This window comes from Methylobacterium sp. J-088 (genome assembly GCF_022829295.1).
Taxonomy (GTDB): domain Bacteria; phylum Pseudomonadota; class Alphaproteobacteria; order Rhizobiales; family Beijerinckiaceae; genus Methylobacterium.
In genome coordinates this window covers 1-26186 of sequence record NZ_JAKSYH010000098.1, presented here as the reverse complement: position 1 = coordinate 26186, position 26186 = coordinate 1, and the positions used below count along the sequence as shown (strand labels likewise).

Here is a 26186-nt window from a genome sequence, read left to right as displayed (position 1 = left end):
GTCAGGCAGCCTCCTCACGCTCGCCACGCATTTCGAAAGCGCGGCACCAGTGATCGGCGGCGACCACCGGCCACGTGGCGTTGTCGCCAGCGATCGCGTCGGGATCGATGCTGGGCGGGTTGGCGCGGCATTGACCGGTCGGCTTGCGGCCGATGATTGCGAACCCGCGCGGGCCGTCCTGACCCACGGTGATGCTGTCCCACTCGCTCCAGGCCGAGCAGTTGGCACAAGCGAGGGCCCCGGCAGGCGGACAGAGGATGCGGGGATGCGTCATCGGCCGCCCCCGTCCTGCTGGGCGGGGCGCAGCGCCTGCGCGGTAGAAGCGGCCGATGCGAGGGCCTTGGCAGCACAATTCAGGCTGTAGGCCGCGCCGCGAGCGTCTCGGATCAGGGCGAATTCGGCCGCGTTCCGGGCGTAGCTCTCGGCGATGCTCGCGGCCTCGGCCACGGCGTCGAAGGTAAGGGCGTCGGTCGGGGTGATCTGGGCGAGGGTGGCCATCTAGCGGGCCTCCCGCATCTGCGGGCCGTACCCGGCGAGGCCGGCGAGAACACCAGCGACGGCATCCGACACACGGCAGCGTTCGGCCAAGCGCCGCTCGATGCGTGCCTGAGTGGCGGCGGCGTCGGGAACGGCCTCGGTCGGCCGGATGGTGATGGATCGGCTGTGGGTCTTGGTTTTCACGGTAGGCACTCCTGCGTTGAGGGTGCCGGCCTGAAATCAGTGGAAACGCGCGCCGGATTGTACTATCTGAGCGGTGTCGAGACGCTGATAGAAATCCGCCGTCGGTCCTGATCCAGGGCCGGCGGCTTTTTCATGCGGCGATGGGCTGGGGCGAGGGCGAGTGCTGCGGCAGCCCGAGCATTTCGCGCAGCTTTGCGGTCGGCACGCGGTATTGCCCGCCGATCTTGAACGACGGGATGTCTCCCGCCTCGCGCGCCCGATAGGCGGCGTTCAGCCCAATCCCGAGCACGCGAGCCGCCACGGCCACGTCTACGGTCGGCTCCGTCAGCACCTTCATGATGTCGTTGGCGGCCATGGCCTCGCTCCGTACTCTAAAAAGAGGACATTTGGAGTTCTATGGCGAGCCTCGGCTTGCGTCAAGCGGTCGTGGTCTATATGGAGTGCATGTTGAGAAAATTGGAGAAAGATGATGACGGATGGTGTCGAGGCCGCTCCAAAGGCCAAGAAGGGCCGTCCGGCCGGCAAGCGCGGAACCTTTACCTTCCGAGTGACTGCGGATCTGCGCGCGCGGCTTGAGGCCGATGCTGCCGCGGTTGGCAGGCCGGTTAGCGAGGAAATCGAGCGGCGCCTTGAGCGCACCTATGAAACGGAGGATCTGTTGCTGTCGTACTTCGGCAGCGGTGAGACGGTCAGGCTATCTCAGGCTATCGCGCATCTTTGCCGGGCAGTTGAAATGAACACAGGCAAAAGATGGACTGATGATTTAGAGACTAGATCGCATGTACAGACAGCGATCGGCCGGTTTATGAATATTTACTTTTACGAACAGGGCTCGGAGGAGGCGCCAAGTCCTCTGTCAATTCTTGGTGGCCCGCGGCATGGCTGGAACGCTGCTGAGCAGGTGGCACAGTATATGGGTCTGCGCTCCAAAGCTCGGGAAGAAATGGAAGCCTTCATCAAGACGCCAGAAGGCCAGGCGGCCTTTGAACGGATCCAGAAAGAGATTGAAGCGGAACAATCCGAAGCCGCAAAGCCCAAGGTATGACGTGGTTGCAAGGGCAAATGACAAATATCAGCCACCGGAAGTGAACCGCTGAATTAAAAGACCAATGATAGATAGACTTACGTGACTGACGATATTCTCCAGGCGCGCAAGACATGAGGTCTATTTCGTGCGTTAGTGTCTCGGCAACATCGAGGCACCGCACATGCGCTGCAAGTTCCCAGCCCATCTCTACATCCGCGTTGATCGCGATCTTCGCGCCGCGCTGAACGACGGCGCCAAGGCGTCGGGTGAAAACGTCTCGACCTTCGCCCGGCGCACGTTGCGCGCGGCTGTTGGCACCCCGGATCGCGACCCGCCCCCGGCCGGTCCCGCCGCTGCCATGCGGGCCGCTGCGTGATGAGCCGCTCGCTCGCCTTCGCCTTTCTCGGATCAGTTGGGCTTCTCGCCGCCCTGTGCTGGCGCCGCGGCCAGCTCCATCTGTTCAATCGCAGCTCGCAGAGCCCCGAATGCGGAGATCGGGCCGCGAAGGTGCGCCACGATCTTGCGATGGGTCGGGCCGGGGTCGGTGCCTATGCCGGGCTCGAAAACCAGCATCTCCAGAGTGACCCTGCCCACGCCCTGCCAGACGCCGAGGTTCGGCGCCCCCTCGAAGTAGATCACCGGAGCTTCCAAGGCCCCTTCGACATGATCGGGGAGAACAGGAACCTTGTCGGTGCCTTCGCTCATAATCTCAGCTCCATCGGTACGGATCACACCGTCGATGTAGCGCGCTCACTGGCCGTTGCCCCCAACCGCCAGTCGAGCGTCGCCATTCCGAGGACCGCTTGATGAGCGGCGGGTACTCCTCGGGCTACAGGCCCTCCGCGAACATGCAGTTCGGCGCGAACAGTCCGAGCCGCACGCGGTGGCTGGAGACGATCGCCTTCGCGCCTGATGACTATCGGGCCTCGCATGGCCTGACTGTGGGCCTTGACCCGGCGACGCGACAGAGCGGGCTGGATAGCCTCATCAACGAGATGCCGTACCTCCCAGCCGGCTCCGACTACCTCGACATCGGTCGAAGCCAGCCGCATCGCTATTCCGGGAACGCGCCGGCTCTGGCGCCTCTGGGCCAGTCTTCGCCGCCGGCTTCGTTCCTTCAGCAGAACAACGACCTTCTGCTCGGCCAGGATATCAACGCTTCCCTCAACGGTCAGCCGACCCGCGGCGCTGATCCGGTCGGCGACGCCCTCGCGGCACTGTTCGCTCCGCAGCCTCGAATTCTGGGAGGCTACTGATGGGCGGCCCCGCCGATCTCCCAGAGGGCTTTGACCTCGATGCGGGCGACACCTCAACCCTCGCCGACATCTTCGCGGCGGCGGGCGCGCCGATGCCACTCACCTCGCACGAGGTGTTCCGCGAGCACATGCAGGGCGCGATCCGCGGCAATCGCCCGATCGGCCTATCCTTCCTCGAACTGGACGACCCGATCGCTACCGTCGAGGCGTGGGTCGGGTCCCTTGCCGGTCGCCGCCTTGGCTACTCGCCGACGTGGATCCGCATCGTTCGGCCCGACCTCGACCACGGCGCGCTGTTCCTGATCGACAACCTGCACGTCAACGGCGAGGCCGAGCTCACCGTCGTGGCCGAACCTGGCGTGATCACCCGCTCAGTGATCCGCGACGTGTGCCGCTGGGCGTTCCGCGGCCTACGGCTCAACCGCGTCGTTGCTCGCATCCCCGACAACTGCCCCGACCTGTCGAGCCTTGCCGGCCGGGCTGGTTTCCAGCGCGAAGGTACCGCACGCGGCTTCTACGGCGGCATCGTTGACGCAGAAATCTGGGCGATGACCGCTGCGGACTGCCCGTGGCTGCCGCCCCTACCCGCCATCCCATCCATGGGCGAAATCATCGTGCCCGCCAACGCGAAGGTTCACTAGTCATGGGAGTCTTCGACAGCTTGAGTGGCGGGGCTTACACCACCGCCTACAAGAACAACCTCAACACGATCAACACTGGCCTTAATCAGCAGACAACTGCGCTGGGCGACAACTACACGCAGGCCAACGGCTATATTCTGAACAACGGCCTTCCGGCGCTCCAAGCGGGCTACGGTGGCGGGTTGACCTCGCTCGGCACCGGCTACGGCAACCAGCGAACCGACCTGAACGCCGGTTACTCGACCGGCAAGGATGCCTTGAGCCAGTACGCGGGACAGGCGCAGGACGCGATCAACGCAGGCTATACCGCTGCTCTAGGCGCTCTCGGATCGGGCTACGGTCAGGGCCGTCAGGATCTCATCGACAACTACGGCCAAGGCCGCAACGACCTGATCGACAACTACCGACAGGGTCGGTCAGACCTGACCAATCAGTACGGCCAGACGCAAAGCCTCCTCGGCCAAGCGACCGCAGCTTATAACCCGCTCGTGTCCGGCGGCTCTGGTGCCTATTCGCGATACATGAACGCCATCGGCGCGAATGGCGCCCCAGGCTCGGCGCAGGCTGCGCAGGATTTCACTGCTGCCCCCGGCTACCAGTATCAGACGGATCAGGCGCTTGGCGCCGTGCAGCGGTCGGCTGCGGCTCGTGGCGGCCTCGCTGGCGGCAATGCTACCTCGGATATCCTCAACACCGCCACCGGCCTCGCGAACCAGGGGTATCAGCAGTACGTCAACAACCTCCAGAACGGTTCGAACTTCTTCCAGCAGGGCATCGCCGGACAGGCGACGGGCCTGACGGCGCAAGGCAACGCCAGCCAGAACTACGGCACGGCGCTCGGGAATATCTCGATGGGCCTGGGCAACGCTCTGAACGCCAACAGCACCGGGCTCGGCACGGCGCTCAACGCTAACAGCACTGGGCTCGCGAATGCGCAGGCGGGACAGTACGACAGCCAAGCGACGGCGCTGGGCAACCTGTATTCAGGCCTCGGCTCGAACCTGAATGCCTCGAACATCGGTCTGGGTACGTCGCTCGGCGGCGCAGACGCCAATCTTGGCACCGGTCAGTCGGCCCTCAATGTCGGAAACGGCACCGGGACGTATGGCGCCTACGGGCAGCTCGGCTCGAACCTCATGAATTTGGGGAACCAAGAGTCGGCGGCGATCGGCAACGCGACGAAACAGTACATCGACGCCAACAATCAGCAGGCCGCTGCGCAGACGCAAGCGGGCGCGAACCTTCTCGGCACGCTCACCGGCATCGCGAATAGCCCCCTGGTCGGTAAGCTTGGGAGCCTCTTCGGATGAGTGGCGGCGTCAACGCTCCGGGTCAGATGTCCCTGGCGGACTTCATGCGGCTCTATGCGCCGACTGCGCTGCCGCAGGCGACGCCCGTGCAGTCCGCAGGGCTCGCGGCCCTTGGGCAGTCTCAGCCCGCGCAGCAGCCCACACAGAAGTCGATGGGCTTCACCTCGAACATGGGGCAGGGCCAGCAGCAGCAGGGCGGATCGCTGCCGTTCCTCGGGCAGGGATCGCAATCCGGCCCTGCGAGCGCGGCCGGGCAGGCGCAGCCCGGCCAGGGTGGGCTTCAGCAGCTCCTGATCAACGCGATGCAGAACAACAGCGCGAACGGCACCAGCAACAGGCTCGCTGACGCGGTTGGATACGTGCCGTTCGGCACTGGCAGTTTCGGGTGACGGCGCATGTCTTTCGGTGAGTACTTCAACGGCTTTTCGCAGCTCGGCGGCAACTTCCTCGCGCAGCAGCAGGAGGCCGAGCAAAAGGCGGCGCTCGCCAAGCTCGGCGATCAGGTTCAGTCCGGTAATTACTCCGGCGCGGTTGGGACGGCGTTCGGCGGCCTCCATGACCCTCAGACCGGGCTCGGCCTGTTGAAGCTCCTCGACGCGCAGCAGCAGCGGAAGCTCACGGCGGACGCAGATGCCGGCTTTCTCCAGGGGTTCGGCATCGGTGGCCCGGTTGGCGCCCCTGGTGGCGGCCCCGCTCCTGCCGGTGGGGTGCCATCGTTCCTCGACAGTTCTGGCCCGTCGGGCAGCTATATCGCGGGTTTGGTCAAGCGGGAGAGCAATGGGGACCCGAACGCGCAGGCGTCGACCTCTTCCGCGAAGGGCCTCACGCAGTTCATCCCCTCGACGTGGAACGCCACGGCCCGCCAGCATCCCGAGCTTGGGCTGACGCCGGTCGGGAACGGGCAGGATGGGCGCACAGACCCGGATCAGTCGATCCGCGCAGCGAAGGCGCTCACGGCCGACAATGAGGCTGTGTTGGGCCGCGTCGGCTTGCCAGTGTCCGATGCCAGCCGATACGCGCTCCATTTTCTCGGGGCGAGCGGCGGCGTGCGCCTCGTGGGTGGCGCCATGCGGAACCCCGACGTGCCGGCGCTGAACTATGCCGATCCGAAGGCGGTGGCGGCCAACCGGTCGGTGTTCTTCGACCGCAATGGCGCGCCGAAATCCGCCGGCACGGTGATGAACGACTTCGCCCGCAGCTTCGGCGGCGGGGGCGGACAGCAGGCCCCTGCGCCTCGGGTCGCGAGCGCCGATCCGTCCTTCGCGCCGCAGATGCCCGTGCAGGGGCTCAATCCCGGCCGCCCGCAGCAGGCCGTTCCCGCGCAGCGCCCGGTTCAGTACGCGGACGACGAGGCGCAGACGCAGGCGCTTGAGCAGCAGATGGGGATGCTTCCTCGGCAAGCCGCTGCGCCGGTTCCGCGCGCCCCGCAGACGCTGATCCCGCAGTCGATGGCAGGCTCGGGCATCCCTGGGACGATCATGGATCGGGGCGTCCCGGTCGCCCAGGTTGGGTCGTCCGATCAGGCGAACATGCCGACGCAGGACGCGCAGCCCGCACAGTTTCGGATCCCGCCCGGCCCGCAGCAGGTGCCGGGCTCGGTCGCGGCGCTGCCGCAGGGCTTCGACGGTCAGGGTGCCCCCGCGCCGCTGCCTCGCGCTATCCCGCCCTCATCCGCTCCTACGGCCTCGAACGCACCATCTCCGGTGCCCTCGCTGCCGTTGGGTGGTGCTCCTGCCGGTCGCGTCATGGCGATGCCGGGCGATGGCCCCGCGCCAGCCGCCCCTGCGACGCCGACCGATCGCGCCTTCTCGGCGCAGGCCAGCACCATGGCGCAGTCACCGCTCGGTCAGCGGATACCCATGCTGATGCGGGCGGTCGCCAATCCGAACCTGTCTGAGGGGCCGCGTCAGATCGCGCAGACCATGCTCAAGGCCGCGCTCGACGAGACCGCGATGCCGGCGGCCGTGAAGGAATGGCGGTACGCGCAGGCCAGCGGCTTCACGCAGGCGCGCAACCCGGCTGAGTACGCCGCCGAGGTGGCGCAGCAGGGTAAGAGCGCCGCTCTCGACGGCGAGACGAGTGCTCGGGCCGCCGCCGCACAGCGGTTCGGCCTCCAGCCTGGGACGCCCGATTTCCAGAACTACGTGCTGTCCTACAAGCCGGAGAAGGATAAGGGCGCAGATCTCACGGCCGAGACGAACGCGCGGCAGGCTGCGGCCCTGCGGTATGGATTGGAGCCCGGCTCGCCCGAATTCCGCTCCTACGTGCTCACGGGCAAGGAGCCGACCGACCGGGATGAGGGCGCCAAGATCACGGCTCAGATCGAGGCGCGGCGGAAAGCTGCCGAAGGTCTCGGGCTCGAACCCAATAGCCCGAGCTATCGGTCCTTCGTGGGTACAGGAAAGCTCGGCGCGGATCGTGACATGTCGGCCGTCGACAAGAAAGCCATCGACGCGGCCGACAACGCGGTGCTCTCGGCGCAGGCCACCATCGGGCTTATGCAGCAGGCCAAAGCCCTATCTGGCGATGCCTATAGCGGGCCTTGGGCCGGTAAGCTCTCGGCAGTTACGGGCAGCTTCACCGACGCCGGCAAGGCGACGCTCGAACTGGACAATCTGGTTCAGTCGAACGCGTTGACCAACCTCAAGACCACGTTCGGTGGCAATCCCACGGAAGGCGAACGCAAGATCCTCCTTGAGGTCGCCGGTTCGTCGAACCTACCGCACGATCTGCGGGTGAAGATCTACCAGCGGGCCATCGATGCCGCGACGCTGCGCCAGCAGCAGAACGAGAGCCGTGCGGCTCAGATCCGTGAGGGCACTTACTACCGGCCCGGCTCGGGTCCTGCGGCAGCACAGGGTGCGCCAAGCGGCGGCCAGAGCGGCGCGCCCGCGCTGCCGGCCCCGTCGCCCTCAAATCGGCCCGGCGCGGTCTCGCCGTCCGACAGGTTCGGGCAGCTCGTCGGATCCGGGATGAGCAAGGCGGACGCCTACCAGCAGCTCCATCAGGAAGGTTACTGACATGGCGGCAGGCGTCGCGTTCGATCCCGCCGAGTTTGCCGCGTTCAAGTCGGGGCTGGCTGCTCCTGTCCGGGATGCTGCATCGCCGGCCCCGGCTGGCGACATGTTCGACCCGGCCGAGTTTCAGGCGTTCAAGGCGTCTCGGTCGGGCGCTGGCCAGCGTGAGGCGGCGCCGGCCAGCTTCGGCGAGCGGTTCGGCAACGGCCCGATGGCGTCCACCTTGGATACCTCGACGCCGGCAGGTTCGGCCCTGCGCCGGGTCGCGGACGAGCGCCTGGTGGGGAAGCCGTCCCTAGAGAACCAAGTAGACGCCGGCCTCTTTCGCGGTGCGAACGCCATCGGCCTGAACCTGCCGCGGAACGCCATGGCGGGGATTGAGGCGCTGCGTTCTGGCCGGTCGTTCGGGGACAGCTACCGCGAGGTCTCGGACATCGAGGACGCGCTGGCCCGGCAGTACCCGAAGACGGCCACGGCCGGGACTGTGGGCGGCGTGGTTGGCGGCGCGTTCGCGCTACCGCCGATTGGGAAGGTTGCTCAGCTCGGACGCGTCGGGCAGGCAGCGCTCACGGGAGGTCTGTACGGCGCAGCGGCGGAAGCTGCTGACACCAAGGATCTGGACCGAACGTTCGCAGCTGGCGCGCTGGGTGCCGGCCTTGGTGGCGCTGGCGGCTATGTCCTGGAGAAGGCCGCCCCGGTCGTCTCGCGGCTGTTCGCTCGGAACGCCCCGTTCCGTACCGCCGACGGTGCCCTGACCGATCAGGCAAGTACCGCCCTGCGCAAGGCCGGCATAGATCCGGCGGCGATCACACCTGAGTTGGCACAGCACATTGAGACGACGTTCGCGGCCAAGGGGCCGTCGGTCGCCGCGGCGCGCGAGGCGCAGGCCGCCGAGTTCGGTCTGCCGTTGTCCCGTGGGCAGGCGACGGCCGACCCGCAGGCGCTGGCGCAGGAGGGGCGTGCCCTGGCTGGCCAGTCCGGACCGCGGGCACAGCAGATTGGCGACGAGTTCTCTGCGCGCCAGGCAGACGCCTTGGCGACGAACCGAGACCGCTTCCTCGGCATGGCGGCCGGCGACGCGCCGCGCATCGAGCGGCCGCAGGAAGCATTCGAGGCGGTGGCGGATCGCGCCCGGCAGGCTGCCCAGGCCGAAGCCGAGCGGACCAGCATCGCGCAGCGGGCGCAGGATGACGCTCTGCGGGCCGTGCGCGGCCGTGGCGAGACCGATGCCCTGGACGCCGCCGCCATGGCCGCGCAGGGCGTGCGGGATGCAGCCAGCCAGGGCAAGGCTGGGTACCGCGCTGCTTATGACGATGTGGGCGCACTGCCTCACGTCTTCGACCCGGGCGCCCTCGACATGCTGGGCACTCGGGTGCGCTCCCGGCTTGGAGCGGACGTGCCGATTGACGATCGGCTGACACCTGCCGCGCACCGCGCTTTGCAGGACCTCGACCAGGTGCCCGAAATTTTCAATCTGGCGCCGGGCCAAGGGCCGAGCCTCGCGCAGACGGAGCAACTTCGCCGCCGAATGGGGGCGCTGTACCCCTCCACGGCACAGAACCCGACGGATCGGCTTGTCCTCGGCCGCGTCATGGATGAGTTTGACAACCATCTGAACGACGCGGCGGCAATTGGGGCACTCAACCGTCCGGCGTCTCGCGGAGCCGCAGACTTGGCCGGAGACGGCTTCCCCGGCGCCGCGAGCCTCGACGCTCCGTCCGCGCCGCTCCCGGCCGCTGGCGGGGCTCCTGCGCGACCCAGCGAGCCCGAGACCCTGACGCGATACCTCGCCCGAGGAGGCGGGGTGCCGCTGGATGCAGAGGCGCGGGCCGCCGACCTTCATCGGCTGTATGTCCCGGGGCAGGGCACGCTCGCCCGCAACGGCGCGCCGACCTGGGATCAACTTCGGGTCCGGTTGGCCGAGGAGGGGTTCCTGCCGCCAGGTATGGACGGCTCGGCCTCGTCTCGGGACGTAGCGGATTGGGCGCGACAGGCGATCCACGCCGAGCGCGTCGAGGGGCGCCCAACCCTACGGATGGGCGACGAGGCGCAGGTCGGTGGCCGGCGGGCGGTGGATGCGGTGTCGGACCAGAACACGGCGCACGCCGATCTCGTGGACCGCCAGGCCCGGCGCATGGCGATCGACCTTGAGGGCTACGGCATCGGGGCGCGAGACCTTGACCGAGGGGCGCTGAACGATGCCGCCGAGCACATGGTTCTCGGGCGCCACACCGACCCGGTGGATGCCTACGAGGCCGCGCTGACGGCACGCGAGGCGACCTCTGCCGGACGGGCGGCCGAACCGGCTCACGATATTCCCTTCGACGGGGCGACCGCGCGGGCCACGTCCGACGCCCTGCCGATCGGCGACACGGCTCCGCTGGAGGCGATGCAGCGGGCGCGTGGGCTGTTCCGAGAGTACCAGCAGAGGTTCAAGCCTCGCGGCCCTGGCGACACGGCCGGCGCCAACCTCCGGCGCATCGTGGAGCGGGACGCTTCGCCGAACGAAGTTGCCTCGATGCTGTTCGGCAGCACGACGGGGCGTGTTTCGCCCGGTCAGATGCAGACGCTGGCCCGCCTGCGGGAGGCTGTGGGTGCCGAGAGCGAGCCGTGGGCGGCCGTGCAGCGCGGGATCGTCGCCCGGCACCTCGGCGGCGAGGGTCGGGATCTCGGGGACCGGCTGCGCTACCTTGTGCGCGGCGAGGGTCGGGGCCTGATGAGCTTCCTTTCTCCGGATCTGCGCAGCGGGCTCGGTCAGCTTGAGGTGGCGACCCGCCAAGCGCAGGCTGCGCGGCAGGCAGTCCCGTCCTGGGCGGCGGATCTGGAGCGGACCGGGTTCGATCCGAACGCCATCGGCCGGAGCCTGTTCGGCTCCTCGGGAGCGATCGGTGCCAAGCCGGGTGCAGTGAACGAGGCGCGAGCCGCCAAGGCGTTCCTCGGGGCGGACAGCCAGGAATGGTCAGGGCTCCGGCAGGCGGCCGTGCAGCGCCTCATGGATCCGGCGACGCCGGCCACGAAGATGATCGCGGGCCTGCGCGACTTTACCGACGGCGCCGGCAAGGGCGTCGCCTCAACCCTGTTCAGCCCGGAGGAGCTGAGCCACCTGCGCCGGTTCTCGGGGGCGCTTCAGGCAACGATCCGGCCGGACGGCACGATCAAGTCCGGCGCGGCCGGTGAGGCGGGCCGCAAGGCTGTGGCGAAGGCCATGGACCTGATCGCCGGCGCGATCGCGTTCAAGGTCGGTGGTCTCGGCGCCGCGGCCGGCACCTATGGTGCCAAGGTCGGGACGCGCGCCGTGATGGGCGGGATCGGCGCGGCCTCGGCGCGGCGTTCGTTCGAGGGCGGGGCGCCGCGGCTGCTGGCGCCGCCTCCGATGCTGCCGCTCGGGCAGCTCGCGACGGGCGAGGGGTTGGCGCTCGGGCAGCGGTAGACCTCAGACCGTGAAGACCGCGGCGACAGCGATGACGACGAAGAACAGCGACGCGACCATAGGGATGGCTCGGTCTGCCCACGGGCGCCCCTTGGACAGCACGAAGCTGTAGACGAGGCCGTACGTGATGAGAGCGCCCATCGCCTCGCCAACCATCGCCGCGCCGAATAGGTCGGCGCTGCTTGCGATAGGCTGGCCTCGACGCAGGTAGACCAGCAGGGCGCCGAAGGCCGCATAGGCCGCGGCTCCGAACCCTAGCCACCAGGGCGCCTTCCCAGACCGCGCTTCCGCTTGGTGGCCGCGCCAAGCCAGGGCGAACAAGGCCACGTTGATGATCGTGGCTGCAGCGATTGGCGGATAGAGGCTGGAGACGGTCACGGAGTGCTCGGGGATGCCGGCTCAAGATGGCGATCGCCGAGGCGGCTGTCGAGGTGTCAGGCCCTGCGGGCCGACTGGGCCCGAAGCATCTCGGCCTCCTCCTGCCACGCGTCCCGCTCGGTCCTCATAGCCTCGACCAGGGCGTGCATGTTCCCGGCGTCGATGGCGGTCTCGACGAGCATGTCCTGGGCCGAGGCCAGTTGCTCGCGCAGTTCGGCGTTCTCGGTCGCCAGCGCCAGCAGAAGAGCGGCTACGACATCGCTCATCCAGACCCCAGCGCCCCCTCCCTCAAGCCTGAGCGTGTAGCGGTGCGGGCGCCGGGCGACAACGGCGGCTCTGCCAATGGCTACAGAGGGATGATCCGTTCCTTCGGGGCGTCCCAGTCCTCCCAACCCGTGCCCTCCTCCGGGCCGCTCAGCACGTCGAAGGCAGCATCCAGCTTGCGCAGGTCCCAGATGACCCGGCGGCCGATCCGGAAGGGTTTCGGCATCTGTCCATCGCTCACGAGTAGGTCGAATGTGGGCATGCTGACCCCAACGTAGCGGGCGGCATCTGATCGGCTCAGACCACGTCGCGGCACGACCTCAACCCGGGGCGCGGATACGGTGTCAGCGTCCTCAGAGCGGTGCTTTGGCATGGGTCCAGCCCCCATCTCTGCCCTAAAGCGAGGCGGCTCCGCGCTTTGGCCGCGGCACGACAGTAAGCAGGCGCCCGTGCAAGTCGGGCTCGACGAGCCAGACGGACCGGATCCAGGCCTCGCGCCCGTTCAAACCAACAATTGGGCCTTCGCAGATGATGCGTCTCGACCCGACTTCATCAAGCACCACGCGGGCATCCGGCGCGTTCTGGTATTGGATGGCGAGGGCATCGGCCAACGCCTTCGGCCCCTCGGCGGTGAAGCCGAGCCGCATAAGGTATTTGGCTTTTGAGCCGCCCTTAGGGTGCGTCGGGTCGAGCAGATAACTGACGACTTTCTCACCTTGGATACGAAGGCCGATGAGCGCCGGGAGCCCTTGCCGGCTCACGAGGCGTGACGGCCGGTGCGTCTCAGGTCAATCGGCCGAACCGTGGCCAGCGCGCCTTCGGGCTCGGCGAATTCAACGAAGAATGCCTCGCCGTCCTTCCAGACGCCGACGATCGTGCCTTCGGTGCCGGCGGGGATCGTGTCGCCGTCGTCCGTCACGACAGGCGCCAATACAGCCACGTCGTCGAGGTCCCGGAGCGCAGCCCCAGGGTCCTCCTTCCGCAGCAGGTATGAGAAGTCGACGCTCATGCGCTAAATCTGACGCACGCCGCGTCAGGCCGCAAGTTAGCTGATCACCGCGACTGCGCCGGCGAGGCCGCACCTGGGCGTTGCGAGACGATATCCCGGTGCTGCTCTTCCGGCGCGCGGCCAAAGCCGATCGCTGAGGGTATGGTGGCGCGGGGTGGTTAACGGATCCTCCGCATCAACACCCGACGACTACCGGCTCACGCCCGCAGGTGTCCGCAGGGGTTCACGGGGCCACGCCAAAGCGCACGAACAGACTCTCGGGATCCTGCGCATCTACGCTCGCTTTCTGCGCCGTCATCGAGGCGCCACGGCCAGCGATGGCTACGGCCGGCATGAAAGCACAGGCGCCGACGAGGATGGCGAGGGCGGCGAGGGACTGAAGCATGCGCATGATTGGGCTCTCTTGAGGATGATGCGATCCTGGCGTGGACTCATGAACTGCGCGCTGAAAGAGATCACGACAATTTGAGCCATCTACGATGTATGGCAATCTTCTGATCTTTGCGGATGCATAAGCTCGATCGCTCAACCCAAAGATGCGACTGTTATTAATTAACTAATGCATCGGTAAACTGATGTCGGCATAACACTATTAGCTGTTGATCCTGTAGCACGCGCCCTGTCGCAAGGCTCAACGTCGCGTCCCACGGATTGACCGCCCGCGCGCCAGTTAGCGCAGACTTTTGCAGGATCTCATGGCCCTCCGCATCGGTACCCGCATCCAATCCATCACCCTGATCGCCTTGGGTGGGATGGCCGCGCTGATCGGCTTGGCGGCCTGGGATATGTCGGGCAGCGTCATAGACGCGCGCGAACTGAAGACGCGCGACCTCGTCGAGTCAGCGCAGGGTGTGCTCGCGTACTTCGAGGGTGAGGAGCGTGCGGGCCGAATGGATCGGGCCGCCGCTCAGAAAGCCGCGATCGCGGTGGTCAAAGGCCTGCACTACGCCGGCAGCGAGTATTTCTGGTTGCAAGACATGCAGCCCCGCATGATCCTGCACCCCAAGGCCGAGTTGATCGGCAAGGACATCGGCGGGATCGTTGATCCGACTGGCAAGCACCTGTTCGTCGACATGGTCGAGCAGGTGAAGCGGTCGGGTGCTGGCTTCGTCCCCTACATGTGGCCCAAGCCCGGTCTGGATCAGCCTGTCGCGAAAATCTCCTACGTGAAGGGGTTCGAGCCTTGGGGCTGGATCATCGGATCGGGGATCTATGCCGATGATACCGCAGCGCAGATGCGGCCTGCGCTTATCCGCCTCCTCGGAGGGACGGCGATCGTGGCAGCGCTCATCGCCCTCCTGGCCTCTCTCATCGGACGCGGCGTGGTCCGACCGTTGCGCGCCATGACGGTATTCATGAATGGCCTCGTTGCCGGAGATCTGACGCGTGAGGTCCCGGCCAAAGAACGGGGCGATGAGATCGGCGCGATGGCTTCGGCGGTTCAGGTGTTCAAGGACAATCTGATCCGCACCCGGCAGCTTGAGGCCGAGACAGCGCAAGCGCGGATGGCTGCCGAGGAACAGCGCAAGGTTGGCATGCGCCAGATGGCCGACGGCTTCGAGGCCGCAGTCGGCGGCATCCTCGGCATGGTGTCGTCGTCGGCCACCGAGCTCCAGGCCACCGCCCAGACCATGACGGCCACGGCGACCGAAACCGCCAGCCAGTCGACGACGGTCGCAGCGGCTGCCGAGGAAGCGTCCTCGAACGTCAACACGGTCGCCGCGGCCGCCGAGGAGCTAGGCTCGTCGGTGCAGGAGATCAGCCGGCAGGTCGCTGGCTCGGCCGAGCTGGCACAGCGTGCCGTGCGTGAGGCTGACCAGACCGGTAGCCTCGTGCAGGAGCTGAGTGCCGCCGTGTCCCGGATCGGCGATGTGGTCGGGCTAATCTCGACCATCGCTGGGCAGACCAACCTGCTGGCCCTGAACGCCACGATCGAGGCCGCCCGGGCCGGGGCCGCTGGCAAGGGCTTCGCCGTCGTTGCCTCCGAGGTGAAGGCGCTGGCGGAGCAGACGGCCAAGGCCACGAACGAGATTTCGGGGCAGATCGCACAGATCCAGGCCTCGACCGGTCAGGCAGTGACGTCGATTGGCGGGATTACCGGGCGGATCCGGGAGATCAGCGACGTGGCCAGCTCGATCGCGGTGGCGGTAGAGCAGCAAGGCGCAGCGACCCAGGAGATCGTGCGCAACGTCAGCCAAGCTGCGATGGGGACAGGCGAGGTGACCAGCAACATCTCGGGTGTCGCCGGGGCGGCCGAGGAGACCGGCGCAGCGGCCAATCAAGTCCTCGGCGCCGCTTCGGAGCTGTCACGCCAGTCCGAGCATCTAACCGCCGAGGTCGAACGTTTCCTCGCCACCGTGCGCGCGGCGTAAGGCGTTCAGATTTTCCAGGGTTACACTGGACCGGGTCAGCGAAGGGGCTACTTCCTCCACCTCAGGAGCAAGTAGCCCTATCTGCTTTTTGAGGCCGGCCTCCAGCCTCTGTGCACCCGACGTCGTGCCGAATTTGGCGCATAGGGCAAGCCACAAGCCCCTGATCGCGATAGGCTAGATTGCCGATGATCCGGGTGCCCATGTCAGCCGCTGATAGGGAGTAACGGGGGAGTAACGGGATCAGGGGTCAGCCGCTGATCGAGAACGGCGTTACCTCTACCCTCGGGGCGGCCTAGAAGACCCGTTCTGAAGCCTCCTGCGGGCGTTCGGCATATCGGGCTGCACGGGCGTGGGAAATCCTTTGATCAGTCGTGCACTGCTCAAGCAGCTGGTCTGCCTTCCGCGGGTTTGATCCTACGGAGCGGAGCCCCAGCTTCCTTCCCGGACGAGCGACGGCAGACGGTCGTATGCCGCTCGCCGCTCGCCCAAAAACAAGCCGGAGGAACCCGAATGGCAGCGCATAGCTTCGACCAGAGCAACATCACGTGGCGCACGCTCGATTGGCTCGATCACATCGCCTTCTTTGTCTACAAAGTCGATGAAGAGAACCGCATCGTCGATGTCCTCTTCAAGTTCGCCGCCAACCAGCGGGTGATGTTGCACCGGCACCATTGCCCCTACGTCACCCTGGTGATGCAGGGTGAGCTACGGTTCTACCGCCCGAACGGCGAGTTGAAAGAAATCCGCCCGACCGGGAGCTTCGTCTCCGGCCCTGCTCATGGCGAACCTCACGAGGAGGGCGGCGGAGATCAGGACGCGATCGTCTTCTTCAGCAACCGCAACATCGACGACGCGCTCTACGAGTTCCTCGACAAGGACGGGAACGCGACCCAGGTGCTCGGGATCGCCGACTTCAAGGCGCAGCTTGAGGCACAGATCGCGGATGGGTCAGCCGCGAAGGTCGCCGGCCGACCTGCCTGATTGGAAGTGGTCCCGCAGTTCCGTGGCTGCGGGACCAATCTGGAGAAAATTACATCCGCGAACGACGCATGTGATGACGCCGATGGCGCTTCATGTGCCGCATGCTCATCATGCCCCGCTGCCCGCCCATCCGCTTCTCTGACGGGCTTTTCACGCTGCCGGGGTTGTTCATGTTGCTCTGAGCACTGCCGCTGCCACTGCCTGCCGGCATCTGAGCGAGAGCCGCCCCTGTGACGGCGAGCGTCAGCGCGGCCGCGAGGGCAAGGGTCTTCATCGACATGGCGTTTTCCTCCAGACGGATCGGCTCGATCGGTCAGAGGCTAAACCTCACCGCGGTCTCTATCGTTCGGGCACCCGTGAACCTCGTGGTTACAGATCCCGCGCGTGTCGCAGCCTCAGGGCCAGGATCAGCGCGCCAGGCCAGAACACGAGGCTGAGCAGGGCGATCGGGACGATGGAACGGCCTTTCCACCAGACGATCATCACCGGCAGGAGCAGGCCTGGGATCGCTACAGCCAGAAAAGCCAAGAACTGGAGGTCAGACAGGTCCATCCGCCATTCGTAGCAGCCTTCTGCCGCTACGCTTTCTTCACGCTCGGTGGCACATTGCGCCATCATGCCGATCCGGCCCGAGCACCGCTTCTTCTACCCCATCGACTGGGCGCAGCTCTCAGCCGTGATCCGGTTCGGCCGGGCTAGGGGCTGCTGCGAAGGCTGCGGGCGGCCGCATGGGCGGATGGTCTACCACCTCGGCGATGGACGCTGGTGGGACGCGGAAGCCGGCCGATGGCGTGACGGGTGGGGGCGTCGGATCCGGATTGCTGCGGAAGCTGACATCCTCGGCCGTGCCCGCCGGACGCGGGTGGTCCTAGCCGCAGCTCATCGAGATCACGACACCTCGAACAACGCGGACGCCAACCTCGCGGCGTTCTGCCAACGATGCCACATGATCCACGATCGGCCGGAGCATCGGCGCAGGCGCTGGCGCACGCTGTTTCGCAGGAAGGCGCTCGGCGACTTGTTCGGCGGCCCCTACGCTTAGGCAGCCTTCTCGGTATCTCGACTGTAACCGCAGGGCTCATCCGGCGTTCATGGGCCGACGTGTCCCGTTAGGACTCGCTTCTCGGAGGTCACATGCGCACATTCCTCACAGGCGCTGCTCTGCTTGTTCTCGCAACGGTCGGAGCTGCGTCCCAGCCCTACGATGATAGGCGACCGCCGCCCCCACCCGGGGAGGACTTAGATCGTCCCCCGCCGCCCCCGCATCGCTTCCGGCCCCCGCCACCGGGCGAGGACTTCGATGATGACCGGCCGCCTCCGTCGCATCATCACCGCGGACCGCCCCCTCCGGATGACGACGACGATGGGTCGCCCCCGCCCCCGCCGCCGCGGCGCTACTGAACAGTAGCCATAGGCTGACCGAACGGCGGCTCGCCGCGGTCAGCTCTGAAAATCGAACAAGAAAGCCGAGGCATTAGCGCTGCTATAGCCACTACCGCTTGCGCCGTAGCTCGCGCTGCTCGACTGGGAAGCCTGAAGTTGCTGGATGAACGTCGAGAGAAGGTCGCTGGCTGACGAACTCGTCGATGATGTGCTGCTATCCGACGACGTGCTCGTCGATGAGCTATCAGATGCAGAGTCACTCGGGGGTGGGCCAGGCGGCGGCCCAGGAGGCGGACCACCGGTTCCCGAGACGCCGCCCGCCGATGTCGAGGCTGTTGTGCTTTGACCGCCACTGGCGAAGAGGTTCGTCAGCTCCGAGGCCTGATCGCTCGTGAGAGTGCCGCTGCTGACCTGATCCGCGATCAAGCTGTCGATCCGGCTCTTCATGGACGACGGATCGAGCTTGGAACTCGATGAACTGGTACTGGAGCTGCTGGACGTCGATGACGCGCTGTCCGACGAGAAGCTCGACTGGATCGAGCTGAGCGCACTCGTCAGGGCAGTTGCATCAGTGCTGCTGAGCGCGCCAGACGACAGCTCGTTGCTGATCGTTGAGGCCATCTGGCTTTGGCCCGAACCTTGGGGCGGCGGAGGTGGGGGGCGCTGGGCGTAGAGCTGCGAGGTCGTAGCGGATGAGATGGTACTCACGGATGAACTCAAGATACGAAACTGCCGGGGGCGTCCGGCCGCGGGTCCGTGTGCAAATTACCCACGCTGCTGTTAAAACACTGTTATGATTGAAGGTCGGATCAGTCTACTTTTGTAGGTAGATCCGTCATCTCACAGTGCGTGACTACCGCCTGATCGCTTTGCGCTTGCGACACCTGGGGCCCGACTAGCTTTGAGGTCTAGCGCCCTAGGGTTCAGTATTAGCAGCGCTACACCCGTCATGGCGCATGATCACGGACGGCCTCCGGATCTCCCCGTGGTTTTGGCTAGTAGAAACTACTATCGCATGACACCTATTCGCCATGACGACCGCTGACACCACCGGATGTGAGATCGAGATCGACGGCGCATGGCGCCCGGTCAGCTTCGCTCAGGCGCACGCCCGCTACCCGGCCGCGATCAAACGCTGCCCGGTCTGTCACGGCCGCGTGGCGATCCACGTCAACAGCACGGCGCAGGGCGGTCTCTGGCTCCAGCACCGCCGGGCGCACGATGGTTGCCCGCTGATGCCGGCGCGGTTCACGGGCGAGGTCTCGCCGCACCCGCAGGCCCTAAGCTAACCTGCATTGTTTTTGGCACGCAGGACGATCACAACCGCTTGATTTCAGGTTTGAATACAAAATTTTGTGACGGTTTTAACTTCTGCAAGATTGATCATAGTGCCATCGACGCAGCATCAGGTGCATACGATGCAGTCCTGCAACCGCAAATTGGTATTGGTGATGCTCTTTGGGGCATTCGGATCGACCGCCATGACCGGCTTAGCTACTGCGAGCCTTTCAGGATCCGATCACATCATCTTTCAAAAGGGCAAGCGCTTTGGCCCCGGGGACGTCGCACTCCACGTCGGCGAGCACATCACCGTGGTCAACGACGACGACAACTTCGTCCATCAAGCCTACGTCGAGAGTGAAACGTTCGCCTTCGACTCCGGCGATATCGAGCCTGGCGCCAGGGCCGTCATCACCTTCCCGACAGAGGGTGATTTCACCGTCCTATGCGGCGTTCACCCCAAGATGAAGCTCGCCGTCCACGTGCGGTAGGCGCATCGCCGCTGGGGGCGCCTCAGATCAGCGGCAGACCGTTCAAGCCGCCATACAGAGCCTCGTGCCCGACGTAGTACAGCGCCAGGAAGATCGCGAGCGCACCGCCGAAGTAGGCCGGCGCCCAAGCTGCATCCCGCACCCGTACCCGAGACCGGGCGTCATCGGCGGCGATGCCCAGCAGCACGACGATGATGCCGGAATGGCCGATTGCATCCACCTTGCCGAACTCGAACACCGCCGAGACGAAGATCGCCGCCAGGATGATCGCGGACATCCGGCGCACCAGCGGCGTCCAGATCAGCGCGAAGGCCAGGGTGAACTCGATCACGCCGGCGGCCTGCATGAACAGCTCGGGCGTGGCGCCCATAGTCATCTGCGGCTTGGCGGCGAGCAGCGGATCCGTCCACTGCGGGTAGGCCCACTTCTCGACCGAGGCCCACATCAGCGTGATGGCGGCTGTCCAGCGCACGATGTCGAGCGGCCGGATGTCGAACGGCATCAGGCCCAACCCCTGGCAGATCAGGTAGACCGCCACGCCCAGGAACACCGGATAATCGGCGAGGTGGAACAGGCCGTACTGGGCGGTGGCGAACGAGAAAAGAAAGACGATGCCGAGGCCGGTCAACGGCATGGTCCGGCGTGAGATCAGGCAGGCGGCCATGGCGAGCTGCAGCCACGAGATCCAGGCCACGTCGGTCGTCAGCTCGGGCGTCAGGATGATGCCACCGAGCCCCCACACCGAGACCAGGAAGAAGCCGAGCGTGCAGCGGACCAGCAGCTCGGTGTCGGTGCGGATACGGGAGGTGACGCGGTCCAGGGCATTCATCAGGGCTGCGCCCAGCGGCGTACCCTCGGCGAGGCAGCCCAGCATCAGGCAGACGATGGCGAGTCCGGTGAGCCACTCGAAGTTCGGGCAAAGCACCTGTTCGAGGCCACGCGGCTGGCCGGCGACGTCGTAGGCACAGAACCACTTCACGTGAGCGCTGGCTGAGCCTGTGCTGACGAGGGAAAGCAGGGGCGACACGGCGAAGCTCGCGAGAGTGCGAAGACCCAGGCGACGAGGGAGCCTGAGCGCCGTGACCCGAACCATGATGACCTCGGAGGATGGAGCGAGCCGCCAGCCCGCCTACGTATTTCCTCACAAAGCTGAGCTTTACGCCAACGATTTATTAACCTGTGTTGCACGATGGTTAATACGCTGGAACGCGGTGGATGATGAGCCGGCAACTGTGTGGATCTGCACTCGGCTCCTCAAATATGCTGACAAAGTAGGCAAACCTCGCATCTGCTATAGGCGGCTCTATCCTTCCGACCATTCAAGCAGCCAGAGACCGCGATGAGCCTCGTGGAACCTCGATCCATCGTTCCGTTTGGCGAGGTTCAGGACCTTACGGCGACCCTAGCCGGGGCCTTCGCTGAAGGGGTGGACCTCGGCCCCCGCGGTGCGCAGATCCGCGCCCTCGGGGCGTCGCTGGAAACGATGATCGAAGCGTTGCGCCTAGTACTTGTCGATCTTGGCGAGCGCCCGCAGGTTGATGATGTGGAGTTGGATCTCGATCGGCTCACCCGCATGGCGAAGGCCGCTCGCACCTACGGCATAGGCGAGGACGGTTGAGATTACTGGTTGCGTCCATAGGCCGTGAGCCGGCTCTCTGCACTCTTCAGTCCCGCCGTGTCTCGCGCGACCACGCAGCAACTTGATGACGCCCCGGTTGTAGGCGCCTCATGCCGGATGTGAGAGATCTCGGGTTCCCCGATCCGCCGGTCCCGTCTTGGGTGCCCCTCGGATGGTTGTACCTAGAGGTCTCGGTGTCGTTTTCGATTGCACAACGCATCTTGCTCGGCTTCGCTGCCGTAACCCTGATGATGGTGGCGCTCGGCGTCTACGCGATCGTCCAGCTTGGTTCGGCACGAGAAGCAACTGACGGCATCGTCGCGCGCGACCTCAAGCTCGCCCGCCTCATCGACGATTTGGGTAATGATACCCGCGCGATCGGCAACCTGCGCCGTAACGCTGTCATCGATTTCCTCGTGCGGGAGCGTGGTGATACGACTGACCCCGCCCTCCTTGGCAAGCCGATTGGCGAGACAGCAAGGGCTTGGCGCCAGACCGCCGATCAAGTCGAAGCTGCGCTGAAGGCGCTCATCCGGTCGGCGCAGGAGTATGAACCGCTGGCCATATCAAATGAGCGGGCTGCAAACTGGAGAAAGCTTAACGCTCAAGCGACTGAGACTGCAGCCTTCTTTACGAGCCTACGCATGAAAGCCGAGGCACTGTTCTCTGCCGTAGCGGTCAAGGACGTCGCCTCTGTCATCAGTCGGAACGCGGAACTCAACCAGACACAGGCTGCGCTGCTGCAGCGTGTCGACGGCACTCGCGGCGTACTCGACGACAATTTTGCCGCCGGTCAACGCAGAGTGAGCGAGATCCAAGAGAGCTCACGCCTGTCAATTTACCTCACGCTGGCAACTGCTGTGCTGCTGGCGATCCTGATTACGTGGCTGATCGCCCGGGCAGTGGTGCAGCCGCTGAAGGGCCTGATGGAGTTCGTCGACCGGGTGGGCGAAGGCGACCTCTCGGGGCGGCTTGAGGCGCACAGCGGCGACGAGATCGGTCGCCTCGCTACCAACCTGAACGCGATGGTGGCGGGCCTCTCGGACTTGGCCCGGACGAACCGGGCCGCCACCGCGGATCTGAACGCCGCCGCGGCTGAGATCCGCGCTTCGGCGCAGGAGCAGGCTGCGTCGGTCGAGGAACAGTTCGCCGCCGTGCAGCAGACCGCCGCGACCATGGATCAGATCACTCATACCGGCGCCCAGATCGGCAAGCGCGCCACCGAGGTGATCGCCACCGCGCAGGCCACCGCCCAGACCTCCCGGCAGGGCCTGCGTGCCGTCTCCGACACCGCCAAGGCCATGGACGCGATCCGCGAGCAGGCCGAGGCGGTGGCCGGCAACATTGTCAGCCTGTCGGAGAAGACCCAGACGATCGGCGACATCATCGAGACGGTCAACGACATCTCGGAGCGCACGCATCTGCTCGCCCTCAACGCCGCGATCGAGGCGGCCGCGGCCGGCGAGAGCGGGCGCAGCTTCGCGGTGGTCGCCTCGGAGATGAAGCTGCTGGCCGATCAGGCCAAGGCGGCGACCGGTCAGGTGCGCGGGATCCTGGGGGAGATCCAGCGGGGCATCAACACCTCGGTGATGCTCACCGAGGAGGCGGTCAAGCGCGCTGCCGCCGGCAAGGCCCGCTCGGACACGACGCAGCGCACCATCGAGGAGATCACCGCGAAGATCGAGGAGGGTACTCAGGTGTTCCAGCAGGTGATCGCGTCAGCGAACCAGCAGCAGATGGGCATCGAGCAGGTGATGGGGGCGCTCCAGAACATCCGGCAGGCGAGCCAGCAGACCGCGGCCGGCACGAGGCAGGTCGAGTCCGCCTCCGCCAACCTCACGGAGCTGGCCCAGGCGCTGATGGCCCTCGCCGAACGCTACCGGCACTGAAGCTGTCAGAGGTCGATCTGATCCCCAACCTGACCTGCTGGGATAGCTTCCTCGGCATAAGCTCGGGCTTGCGCGACGAACAGGTCGATCTGCACGATGCCTTTGTTGATCGCAGTGATCAGGTTGGCGTTGGCCTCGCCGATCTGAGCCTCACCGATCGGCGCACGCCCCCGTAGGTCGGCAAGCAGCGCCGCCATGTGTTCCCGTTGCTCGCACAGGTCCGCGAGGATTACTTCGGCGCGTGCCGCCTGCAGTGTCGTCGCTTGACCGCTGGCCAGCAATTCCACCGCAGCAGCATCGACCCGAGCAATTGCAGACCGTTCCTCACCTCTCCGACGTAGCAGGACGATACCTTCGCTCATAAGTCTGCGCCCGTAGGTATTTAGCCTTGTAAAGGCGGGCGTGTCCCAGGCCCCGGGATACATGCGTGGAACGCAATACCGTCGGTGGTGATGGCCATCACGCTAGCTCGGCTTGGCTTGCCAACTACGCCGCTCGTCGCTCCGCCTTCAACTCGCGCTCGACCATGAACCAGAACTTCAGCTCATAGCCATCAGGCCGATGGTGTCGGTCCCATAGGTCGTAGGCACGGTCCCGGATCGCATCGTGCGGGATCCGTGTCTCTGCAGCACACGCTATGAACGGATCCGAGCTCACCCGCTGACCTCGCCAGGTCCGACGAGCGCCGAGAGCATCACTCCGTCACTGCCAATCTCAGCCCTGGTGTAGCCGAGTGCCCGCGTGAGTTGATCCCGGGCGCGCCAGACACGGCTCTTCACGGTACCGACTTGGCAGCCCATGACCGCAGCAGCTTCGTCATAGCTCATGTCCTCAATCGTCACGAGCACCAGCGCCTCCCGCATCACCGGCGCGAGCCGGTCGAGCGCGGTGCGCACGTCCTGAAGGTCGAGGCGCCCGGATTGATCGGGCGGGATGGCGAGCCGAGCAGTGTGACTTCCATCGTCATCCTCGACCTCACGAAACTTACGCTGACCACTGTAGAAAGCGTTGCGCAGGATCGTGAAGGTCCAGGCCTCGAAGTTCGTGCCCGGCTCGAAGCGCTCTCGGTTCTTCCAAGCCCGCAGAAGCGTGTCCTGCACGAGGTCGTCGGCTGCCGTGGCGTCGCGAGCGAGCGAGATGGCGAACCTACGCAGGCTCGGTGCTACGGCGAGGAACTGACGCTGGAACTCAGCGGCATCGCGGCTGCGTGCTTCCCCAAACGCGACGTCGAGTTTGGCCAGCAGGTCGGCGAAGTGCCCTGTGGCGCTCTGCTCGGCGTCCTCCTGACCGTAGGCAATGGCGAGCAGGCTCCCGAGACGTCTTCGGATTTGGTCGGAGAGCACGGCCCGGGATGCGTCCGAGGTATCCTCGACCGGTTCCGTACTCATCGTGAGGCCTGAGAGGGAACGTGCGTCATCGGCTATCATGGTTCGTTCGATAGATCGGCCGCCTGCATACCCTCACCGCATAGCTTGGTCAGTGCGACCAACCGCGCGAATTCTCGAACGCTCTGATCGGTTGAGGTCGCCCGCTGCCTCTCGGCAGCCCTTCTTCGGGTCCGTATCCACAACTTCCCTCTGTGGATCTCCTCTATCCGTGGGGTGCATCGTTTTGCACCCTATGCTGCCGAGCAGCGCCGGAGCCGCGGATCGCCCTCCCCGCCGGAGCCACTGCAGCCACTCCCGGCTGATGATGCGGAGCACGTTGGGATCCGACTTCCGCCCCTGGTGGCGGCGCTCCTGAATGGTCAATAGCCCGTCGCCCTCGGCCAGCCGGATCGCTCCCTGCGCCAGCCGACGGCACACGCCAGCCCGCGCCGCGATGGCGTCGATGCACAGCCCACAGGCGCCGTGACGGGCCATCTCGTCGCCCACCACCCGCAGCACCGCGAGTTGCCCGGTGGTGAACCTGCTGGCGAGCGCAGGCGGCATCGGGCCGGAGCAGGCCAGCCGACGGCGGCGCTCGATGGCCACGGATCGCTCAGGAGCCCGCTGCAGGCGCTTCGGCGGGAACAGCGTCACGCGGCCGAGCGGAATGCCGACGGGCACCACGGTCTCGCGGACGGAAGCCCTGCGGGTGTGCAGCGCCTCGGCCAAACCCTGGGCCTCTGAGTCGGTGACGGTCTCGGCGGCGTGGGCCTGCCAGATGGTGCGCGACAGGTCGTCGAGCTGCGCGAGTGTCCGCGCGCCCTTGATCGCCGACCGCATGGTGGCGTGAAACATCGAACCCGGTCCTTTTCGGACCGCGGCTGTGATCAAGGCACGACTTCATCGCTCCGGGAATTGGCGTTCCCGTTGACTCCCGGCGGGAGCTATGATGTCTGGGGGGCGTGAACCGTGTCCCAGGACACCATTTCGATTTCGCGGGCTCTCTGTTTGGCGACAGGGGGCCCGTAGTCGTTTCAGGGTCTCAGATCCGCGGCGGCTTCTCTCCTGAGGGTGGCCGCGACTCGCCAGGGCGGGTGCAGCCGGAACGGTCCATGTCGGCCGGGGCGCACGGTTAAGTCAACGTTGCCGGGGATCGTGCGGCCTCGCACTTGCCCCGTGTGATGCAGCGGCGGCACCGTCCCGGCATGATCCGATCCGAGCTTGTCGCCCGCATCGCGGCGCAGAACCCGCACCTCTACGCACGCGAAGTCGAAGGGGTGGTCGACACCATCCTCGACCGGATCGCCTCGGCACTGGCGGACGGCGACCGAGTTGAACTGCGCGGCTTCGGCGCTTTCTCAACGCGGCGGACGAAGGCCCGCGCCGGTCGCAACCCCCGCTCGGGTGACCGTGTGCAGGTTGCGGCCAAGACGACCATCCAGTTCAACCCGTCCAAGACGATGAAGGCGCGGCTCAACCTCGCGGAGATCTCGCCGGAGGATGAGGCGGCTCGGCTGCTCGCTCGCTAAACTCGGCCAGCGGTCGCAGGATCGCCCGAACCTCCCGGACGTGCTCGGGCTCGGGGATACCCGGCAGCAGGACAGCGATGGCCTTGTGGCCGTTCAGCAGATCAAACCCGCCACCCGCAGTTCGCGCTCGACAGCCTCGTGAAGTGCCCTTAGCGGATCATCGTTGCCGGCATTCGGCGGTTGGATCTCCGGCATCGGGGCGGGCGGTGTATCGAAGGAAGCGCGCGCTTCGCCGACCTGGGCCTTATTCAGCCCAGGTCGC

Annotated in this window: 36 protein-coding genes; 18 read left to right on the top strand and 18 right to left on the bottom strand. The window is 66.1% G+C overall.

What is annotated here, in order from left to right:
• Window position 1: 1 nt before the first annotated feature.
• The 4 genes from MKK63_RS11055 to MKK63_RS11040 form a co-directional block, all read right to left on the bottom strand.
• The gene (locus tag MKK63_RS11055; RefSeq protein ID WP_244001580.1) at window positions 2-274 is read right to left on the bottom strand and encodes a hypothetical protein; all 273 of its coding nucleotides are present in this window, start codon (window positions 272-274) and stop codon (window positions 2-4) included.
• Window positions 271-498, bottom strand: a complete 228-nt coding sequence (locus MKK63_RS11050; RefSeq protein WP_244001578.1) for a hypothetical protein — start codon at window positions 496-498, stop codon at window positions 271-273. Before MKK63_RS11050 ends, MKK63_RS11055 begins: the two co-directional genes overlap by 4 nt.
• A complete protein-coding gene (locus tag MKK63_RS11045) occupies window positions 499-681 on the bottom strand; it encodes a hypothetical protein (RefSeq protein ID WP_244001576.1) in 183 nt (60 codons plus the stop codon).
• Between the two features lie 130 nt (window positions 682-811).
• Window positions 812-1036 carry a helix-turn-helix domain-containing protein gene (locus MKK63_RS11040; protein WP_244001573.1) on the bottom strand — a complete coding sequence of 75 codons (225 nt, stop codon included), beginning with the start codon at window positions 1034-1036 and terminating at the stop codon, window positions 812-814.
• Window positions 1037-1150: 114 nt separating this feature from the next.
• Here MKK63_RS11040 and MKK63_RS11035 point away from each other — a divergent pair, with 114 nt between their 5' ends.
• The gene (locus MKK63_RS11035) at window positions 1151-1726 is read left to right on the top strand and encodes a hypothetical protein (RefSeq protein WP_244001571.1); all 576 of its coding nucleotides are present in this window, start codon (window positions 1151-1153) and stop codon (window positions 1724-1726) included.
• Between the two features lie 163 nt (window positions 1727-1889).
• On the top strand, window positions 1890-2084 hold the full coding sequence (locus tag MKK63_RS11030) for a hypothetical protein (RefSeq protein WP_244001570.1): 195 nt from the start codon (window positions 1890-1892) through the stop codon (window positions 2082-2084).
• Window positions 2085-2116: 32 nt separating this feature from the next.
• Here the strand turns inward: MKK63_RS11030 and MKK63_RS11025 are convergent, their stop codons facing one another.
• A complete protein-coding gene (locus tag MKK63_RS11025; RefSeq protein WP_244001568.1) occupies window positions 2117-2413 on the bottom strand; it encodes a hypothetical protein in 297 nt (98 codons plus the stop codon).
• Window positions 2414-2556: 143 nt separating this feature from the next.
• On the opposite strand from MKK63_RS11025, the gene MKK63_RS11020 reads away from it, so the two are divergent.
• Genes MKK63_RS11020 through MKK63_RS10995 form a run of 6 tightly spaced genes read left to right on the top strand, consistent with a single transcriptional unit; the run spans window position 2557 to window position 11362 of the window.
• On the top strand, window positions 2557-2964 hold the full coding sequence (locus MKK63_RS11020) for a hypothetical protein (RefSeq protein WP_244001566.1): 408 nt from the start codon (window positions 2557-2559) through the stop codon (window positions 2962-2964).
• Complete coding sequence (locus MKK63_RS11015; RefSeq protein WP_244001564.1) at window positions 2964-3605, top strand: GNAT family N-acetyltransferase; 642 nt, start codon at window positions 2964-2966, stop codon at window positions 3603-3605. The genes MKK63_RS11020 and MKK63_RS11015 overlap by 1 nt, the downstream gene beginning before the upstream one ends.
• A gap of 2 nt (window positions 3606-3607) precedes the next feature.
• On the top strand, window positions 3608-4915 hold the full coding sequence (locus MKK63_RS11010; RefSeq protein ID WP_244001562.1) for a hypothetical protein: 1308 nt from the start codon (window positions 3608-3610) through the stop codon (window positions 4913-4915).
• Window positions 4912-5304 carry a hypothetical protein gene (locus tag MKK63_RS11005; RefSeq protein WP_244001560.1) on the top strand — a complete coding sequence of 131 codons (393 nt, stop codon included), beginning with the start codon at window positions 4912-4914 and terminating at the stop codon, window positions 5302-5304. The genes MKK63_RS11010 and MKK63_RS11005 overlap by 4 nt, the downstream gene beginning before the upstream one ends.
• Window positions 5305-5310: 6 nt before the next feature.
• Window positions 5311-7935: a transglycosylase SLT domain-containing protein gene (locus MKK63_RS11000; RefSeq protein ID WP_244001558.1), complete on the top strand. Its 2625-nt coding sequence runs from the start codon at window positions 5311-5313 to the stop codon at window positions 7933-7935.
• A gap of 1 nt (window position 7936) precedes the next feature.
• On the top strand, window positions 7937-11362 hold the full coding sequence (locus MKK63_RS10995) for a hypothetical protein (RefSeq protein WP_244001556.1): 3426 nt from the start codon (window positions 7937-7939) through the stop codon (window positions 11360-11362).
• 3 nt (window positions 11363-11365) lie between these two features.
• On the opposite strand, the gene MKK63_RS10990 is transcribed toward MKK63_RS10995, so the two are convergent.
• The 6 genes from MKK63_RS10990 to MKK63_RS10965 form a co-directional block, all read right to left on the bottom strand.
• Complete coding sequence (locus MKK63_RS10990) at window positions 11366-11740, bottom strand: hypothetical protein (protein ID WP_244001554.1); 375 nt, start codon at window positions 11738-11740, stop codon at window positions 11366-11368.
• 56 nt (window positions 11741-11796) lie between these two features.
• Window positions 11797-12006 (bottom strand): hypothetical protein, encoded by a 210-nt coding sequence (locus tag MKK63_RS10985; RefSeq protein WP_244001552.1) that lies wholly within the window; start codon window positions 12004-12006, stop codon window positions 11797-11799.
• A gap of 80 nt (window positions 12007-12086) precedes the next feature.
• The gene (locus tag MKK63_RS31960; protein ID WP_313901763.1) at window positions 12087-12230 is read right to left on the bottom strand and encodes a hypothetical protein; all 144 of its coding nucleotides are present in this window, start codon (window positions 12228-12230) and stop codon (window positions 12087-12089) included.
• 169 nt (window positions 12231-12399) lie between these two features.
• Entirely contained in the window at window positions 12400-12765 is a 366-nt protein-coding gene (locus tag MKK63_RS10975) for a DUF6883 domain-containing protein (RefSeq protein WP_244001548.1), read from the bottom strand.
• The gene (locus MKK63_RS10970) at window positions 12762-13013 is read right to left on the bottom strand and encodes a DUF4926 domain-containing protein (protein ID WP_244001546.1); all 252 of its coding nucleotides are present in this window, start codon (window positions 13011-13013) and stop codon (window positions 12762-12764) included. The genes MKK63_RS10975 and MKK63_RS10970 overlap by 4 nt, the downstream gene beginning before the upstream one ends.
• 223 nt (window positions 13014-13236) lie before the next feature.
• Complete coding sequence (locus tag MKK63_RS10965) at window positions 13237-13404, bottom strand: hypothetical protein (RefSeq protein WP_243922888.1); 168 nt, start codon at window positions 13402-13404, stop codon at window positions 13237-13239.
• A 304-nt stretch (window positions 13405-13708) separates the two neighbouring features.
• Here MKK63_RS10965 and MKK63_RS10960 point away from each other — a divergent pair, with 304 nt between their 5' ends.
• Together MKK63_RS10960 and MKK63_RS10955 are read left to right on the top strand one after the other, a co-directional pair.
• Window positions 13709-15385: a methyl-accepting chemotaxis protein gene (locus MKK63_RS10960; protein ID WP_244001544.1), complete on the top strand. Its 1677-nt coding sequence runs from the start codon at window positions 13709-13711 to the stop codon at window positions 15383-15385.
• Window positions 15386-15895: 510 nt separating this feature from the next.
• Window positions 15896-16366, top strand: coding sequence for a regulator (locus tag MKK63_RS10955; protein WP_244001543.1), 471 nt, complete (start codon window positions 15896-15898; stop codon window positions 16364-16366).
• Window positions 16367-16415: 49 nt separating this feature from the next.
• Here the strand turns inward: MKK63_RS10955 and MKK63_RS10950 are convergent, their stop codons facing one another.
• Together MKK63_RS10950 and MKK63_RS10945 are read right to left on the bottom strand one after the other, a co-directional pair.
• Entirely contained in the window at window positions 16416-16646 is a 231-nt protein-coding gene (locus MKK63_RS10950; protein WP_244001541.1) for a hypothetical protein, read from the bottom strand.
• An 89-nt stretch (window positions 16647-16735) separates the two neighbouring features.
• Window positions 16736-16918: a hypothetical protein gene (locus tag MKK63_RS10945; RefSeq protein WP_244001539.1), complete on the bottom strand. Its 183-nt coding sequence runs from the start codon at window positions 16916-16918 to the stop codon at window positions 16736-16738.
• Between the two features lie 64 nt (window positions 16919-16982).
• Between MKK63_RS10945 and MKK63_RS10940 the strand changes: the two genes are divergently transcribed.
• The 5 genes from MKK63_RS10940 (at window position 16983) to MKK63_RS10920 (ending at window position 19521) form a co-directional block, all read left to right on the top strand.
• Window positions 16983-17408 (top strand): hypothetical protein, encoded by a 426-nt coding sequence (locus tag MKK63_RS10940; RefSeq protein WP_244001537.1) that lies wholly within the window; start codon window positions 16983-16985, stop codon window positions 17406-17408.
• Between the two features lie 504 nt (window positions 17409-17912).
• Window positions 17913-18095 carry a hypothetical protein gene (locus tag MKK63_RS10935; RefSeq protein ID WP_244001535.1) on the top strand — a complete coding sequence of 61 codons (183 nt, stop codon included), beginning with the start codon at window positions 17913-17915 and terminating at the stop codon, window positions 18093-18095.
• A 99-nt stretch (window positions 18096-18194) separates the two neighbouring features.
• The gene (locus tag MKK63_RS10930) at window positions 18195-18422 is read left to right on the top strand and encodes a hypothetical protein (RefSeq protein ID WP_244001533.1); all 228 of its coding nucleotides are present in this window, start codon (window positions 18195-18197) and stop codon (window positions 18420-18422) included.
• 358 nt (window positions 18423-18780) lie between these two features.
• On the top strand, window positions 18781-19038 hold the full coding sequence (locus MKK63_RS10925) for a hypothetical protein (RefSeq protein WP_244001531.1): 258 nt from the start codon (window positions 18781-18783) through the stop codon (window positions 19036-19038).
• A gap of 129 nt (window positions 19039-19167) precedes the next feature.
• The gene (locus tag MKK63_RS10920; RefSeq protein ID WP_244001528.1) at window positions 19168-19521 is read left to right on the top strand and encodes a methylamine utilization protein; all 354 of its coding nucleotides are present in this window, start codon (window positions 19168-19170) and stop codon (window positions 19519-19521) included.
• 22 nt (window positions 19522-19543) lie between these two features.
• Here the strand turns inward: MKK63_RS10920 and MKK63_RS10915 are convergent, their stop codons facing one another.
• The gene (locus tag MKK63_RS10915; protein WP_244001526.1) at window positions 19544-20548 is read right to left on the bottom strand and encodes a hypothetical protein; all 1005 of its coding nucleotides are present in this window, start codon (window positions 20546-20548) and stop codon (window positions 19544-19546) included.
• A 312-nt stretch (window positions 20549-20860) separates the two neighbouring features.
• Here MKK63_RS10915 and MKK63_RS10910 point away from each other — a divergent pair, with 312 nt between their 5' ends.
• Both MKK63_RS10910 and MKK63_RS10905 read left to right on the top strand, forming a co-directional pair.
• Complete coding sequence (locus tag MKK63_RS10910; RefSeq protein ID WP_244001523.1) at window positions 20861-21139, top strand: hypothetical protein; 279 nt, start codon at window positions 20861-20863, stop codon at window positions 21137-21139.
• 248 nt (window positions 21140-21387) lie between these two features.
• Window positions 21388-23028, top strand: coding sequence for a methyl-accepting chemotaxis protein (locus tag MKK63_RS10905; protein ID WP_279574625.1), 1641 nt, complete (start codon window positions 21388-21390; stop codon window positions 23026-23028).
• A gap of 5 nt (window positions 23029-23033) precedes the next feature.
• On the opposite strand, the gene MKK63_RS10900 is transcribed toward MKK63_RS10905, so the two are convergent.
• From MKK63_RS10900 to MKK63_RS10885, 4 genes are all read right to left on the bottom strand, one after another.
• The gene (locus MKK63_RS10900) at window positions 23034-23390 is read right to left on the bottom strand and encodes a hypothetical protein (RefSeq protein WP_244001519.1); all 357 of its coding nucleotides are present in this window, start codon (window positions 23388-23390) and stop codon (window positions 23034-23036) included.
• Window positions 23391-23514: 124 nt separating this feature from the next.
• The gene (locus MKK63_RS31955) at window positions 23515-23685 is read right to left on the bottom strand and encodes a DUF2934 domain-containing protein (RefSeq protein WP_244001517.1); all 171 of its coding nucleotides are present in this window, start codon (window positions 23683-23685) and stop codon (window positions 23515-23517) included.
• The gene (locus MKK63_RS10890; protein ID WP_244001515.1) at window positions 23682-24416 is read right to left on the bottom strand and encodes a sigma-70 family RNA polymerase sigma factor; all 735 of its coding nucleotides are present in this window, start codon (window positions 24414-24416) and stop codon (window positions 23682-23684) included. Before MKK63_RS10890 ends, MKK63_RS31955 begins: the two co-directional genes overlap by 4 nt.
• Before the next feature lie 72 nt (window positions 24417-24488).
• The gene (locus MKK63_RS10885) at window positions 24489-25250 is read right to left on the bottom strand and encodes a hypothetical protein (RefSeq protein ID WP_244001513.1); all 762 of its coding nucleotides are present in this window, start codon (window positions 25248-25250) and stop codon (window positions 24489-24491) included.
• A 350-nt stretch (window positions 25251-25600) separates the two neighbouring features.
• On the opposite strand from MKK63_RS10885, the gene MKK63_RS10880 reads away from it, so the two are divergent.
• The gene (locus MKK63_RS10880; protein WP_244001511.1) at window positions 25601-25924 is read left to right on the top strand and encodes an HU family DNA-binding protein; all 324 of its coding nucleotides are present in this window, start codon (window positions 25601-25603) and stop codon (window positions 25922-25924) included.
• Window positions 25925-26186 lie beyond the last annotated feature (262 nt).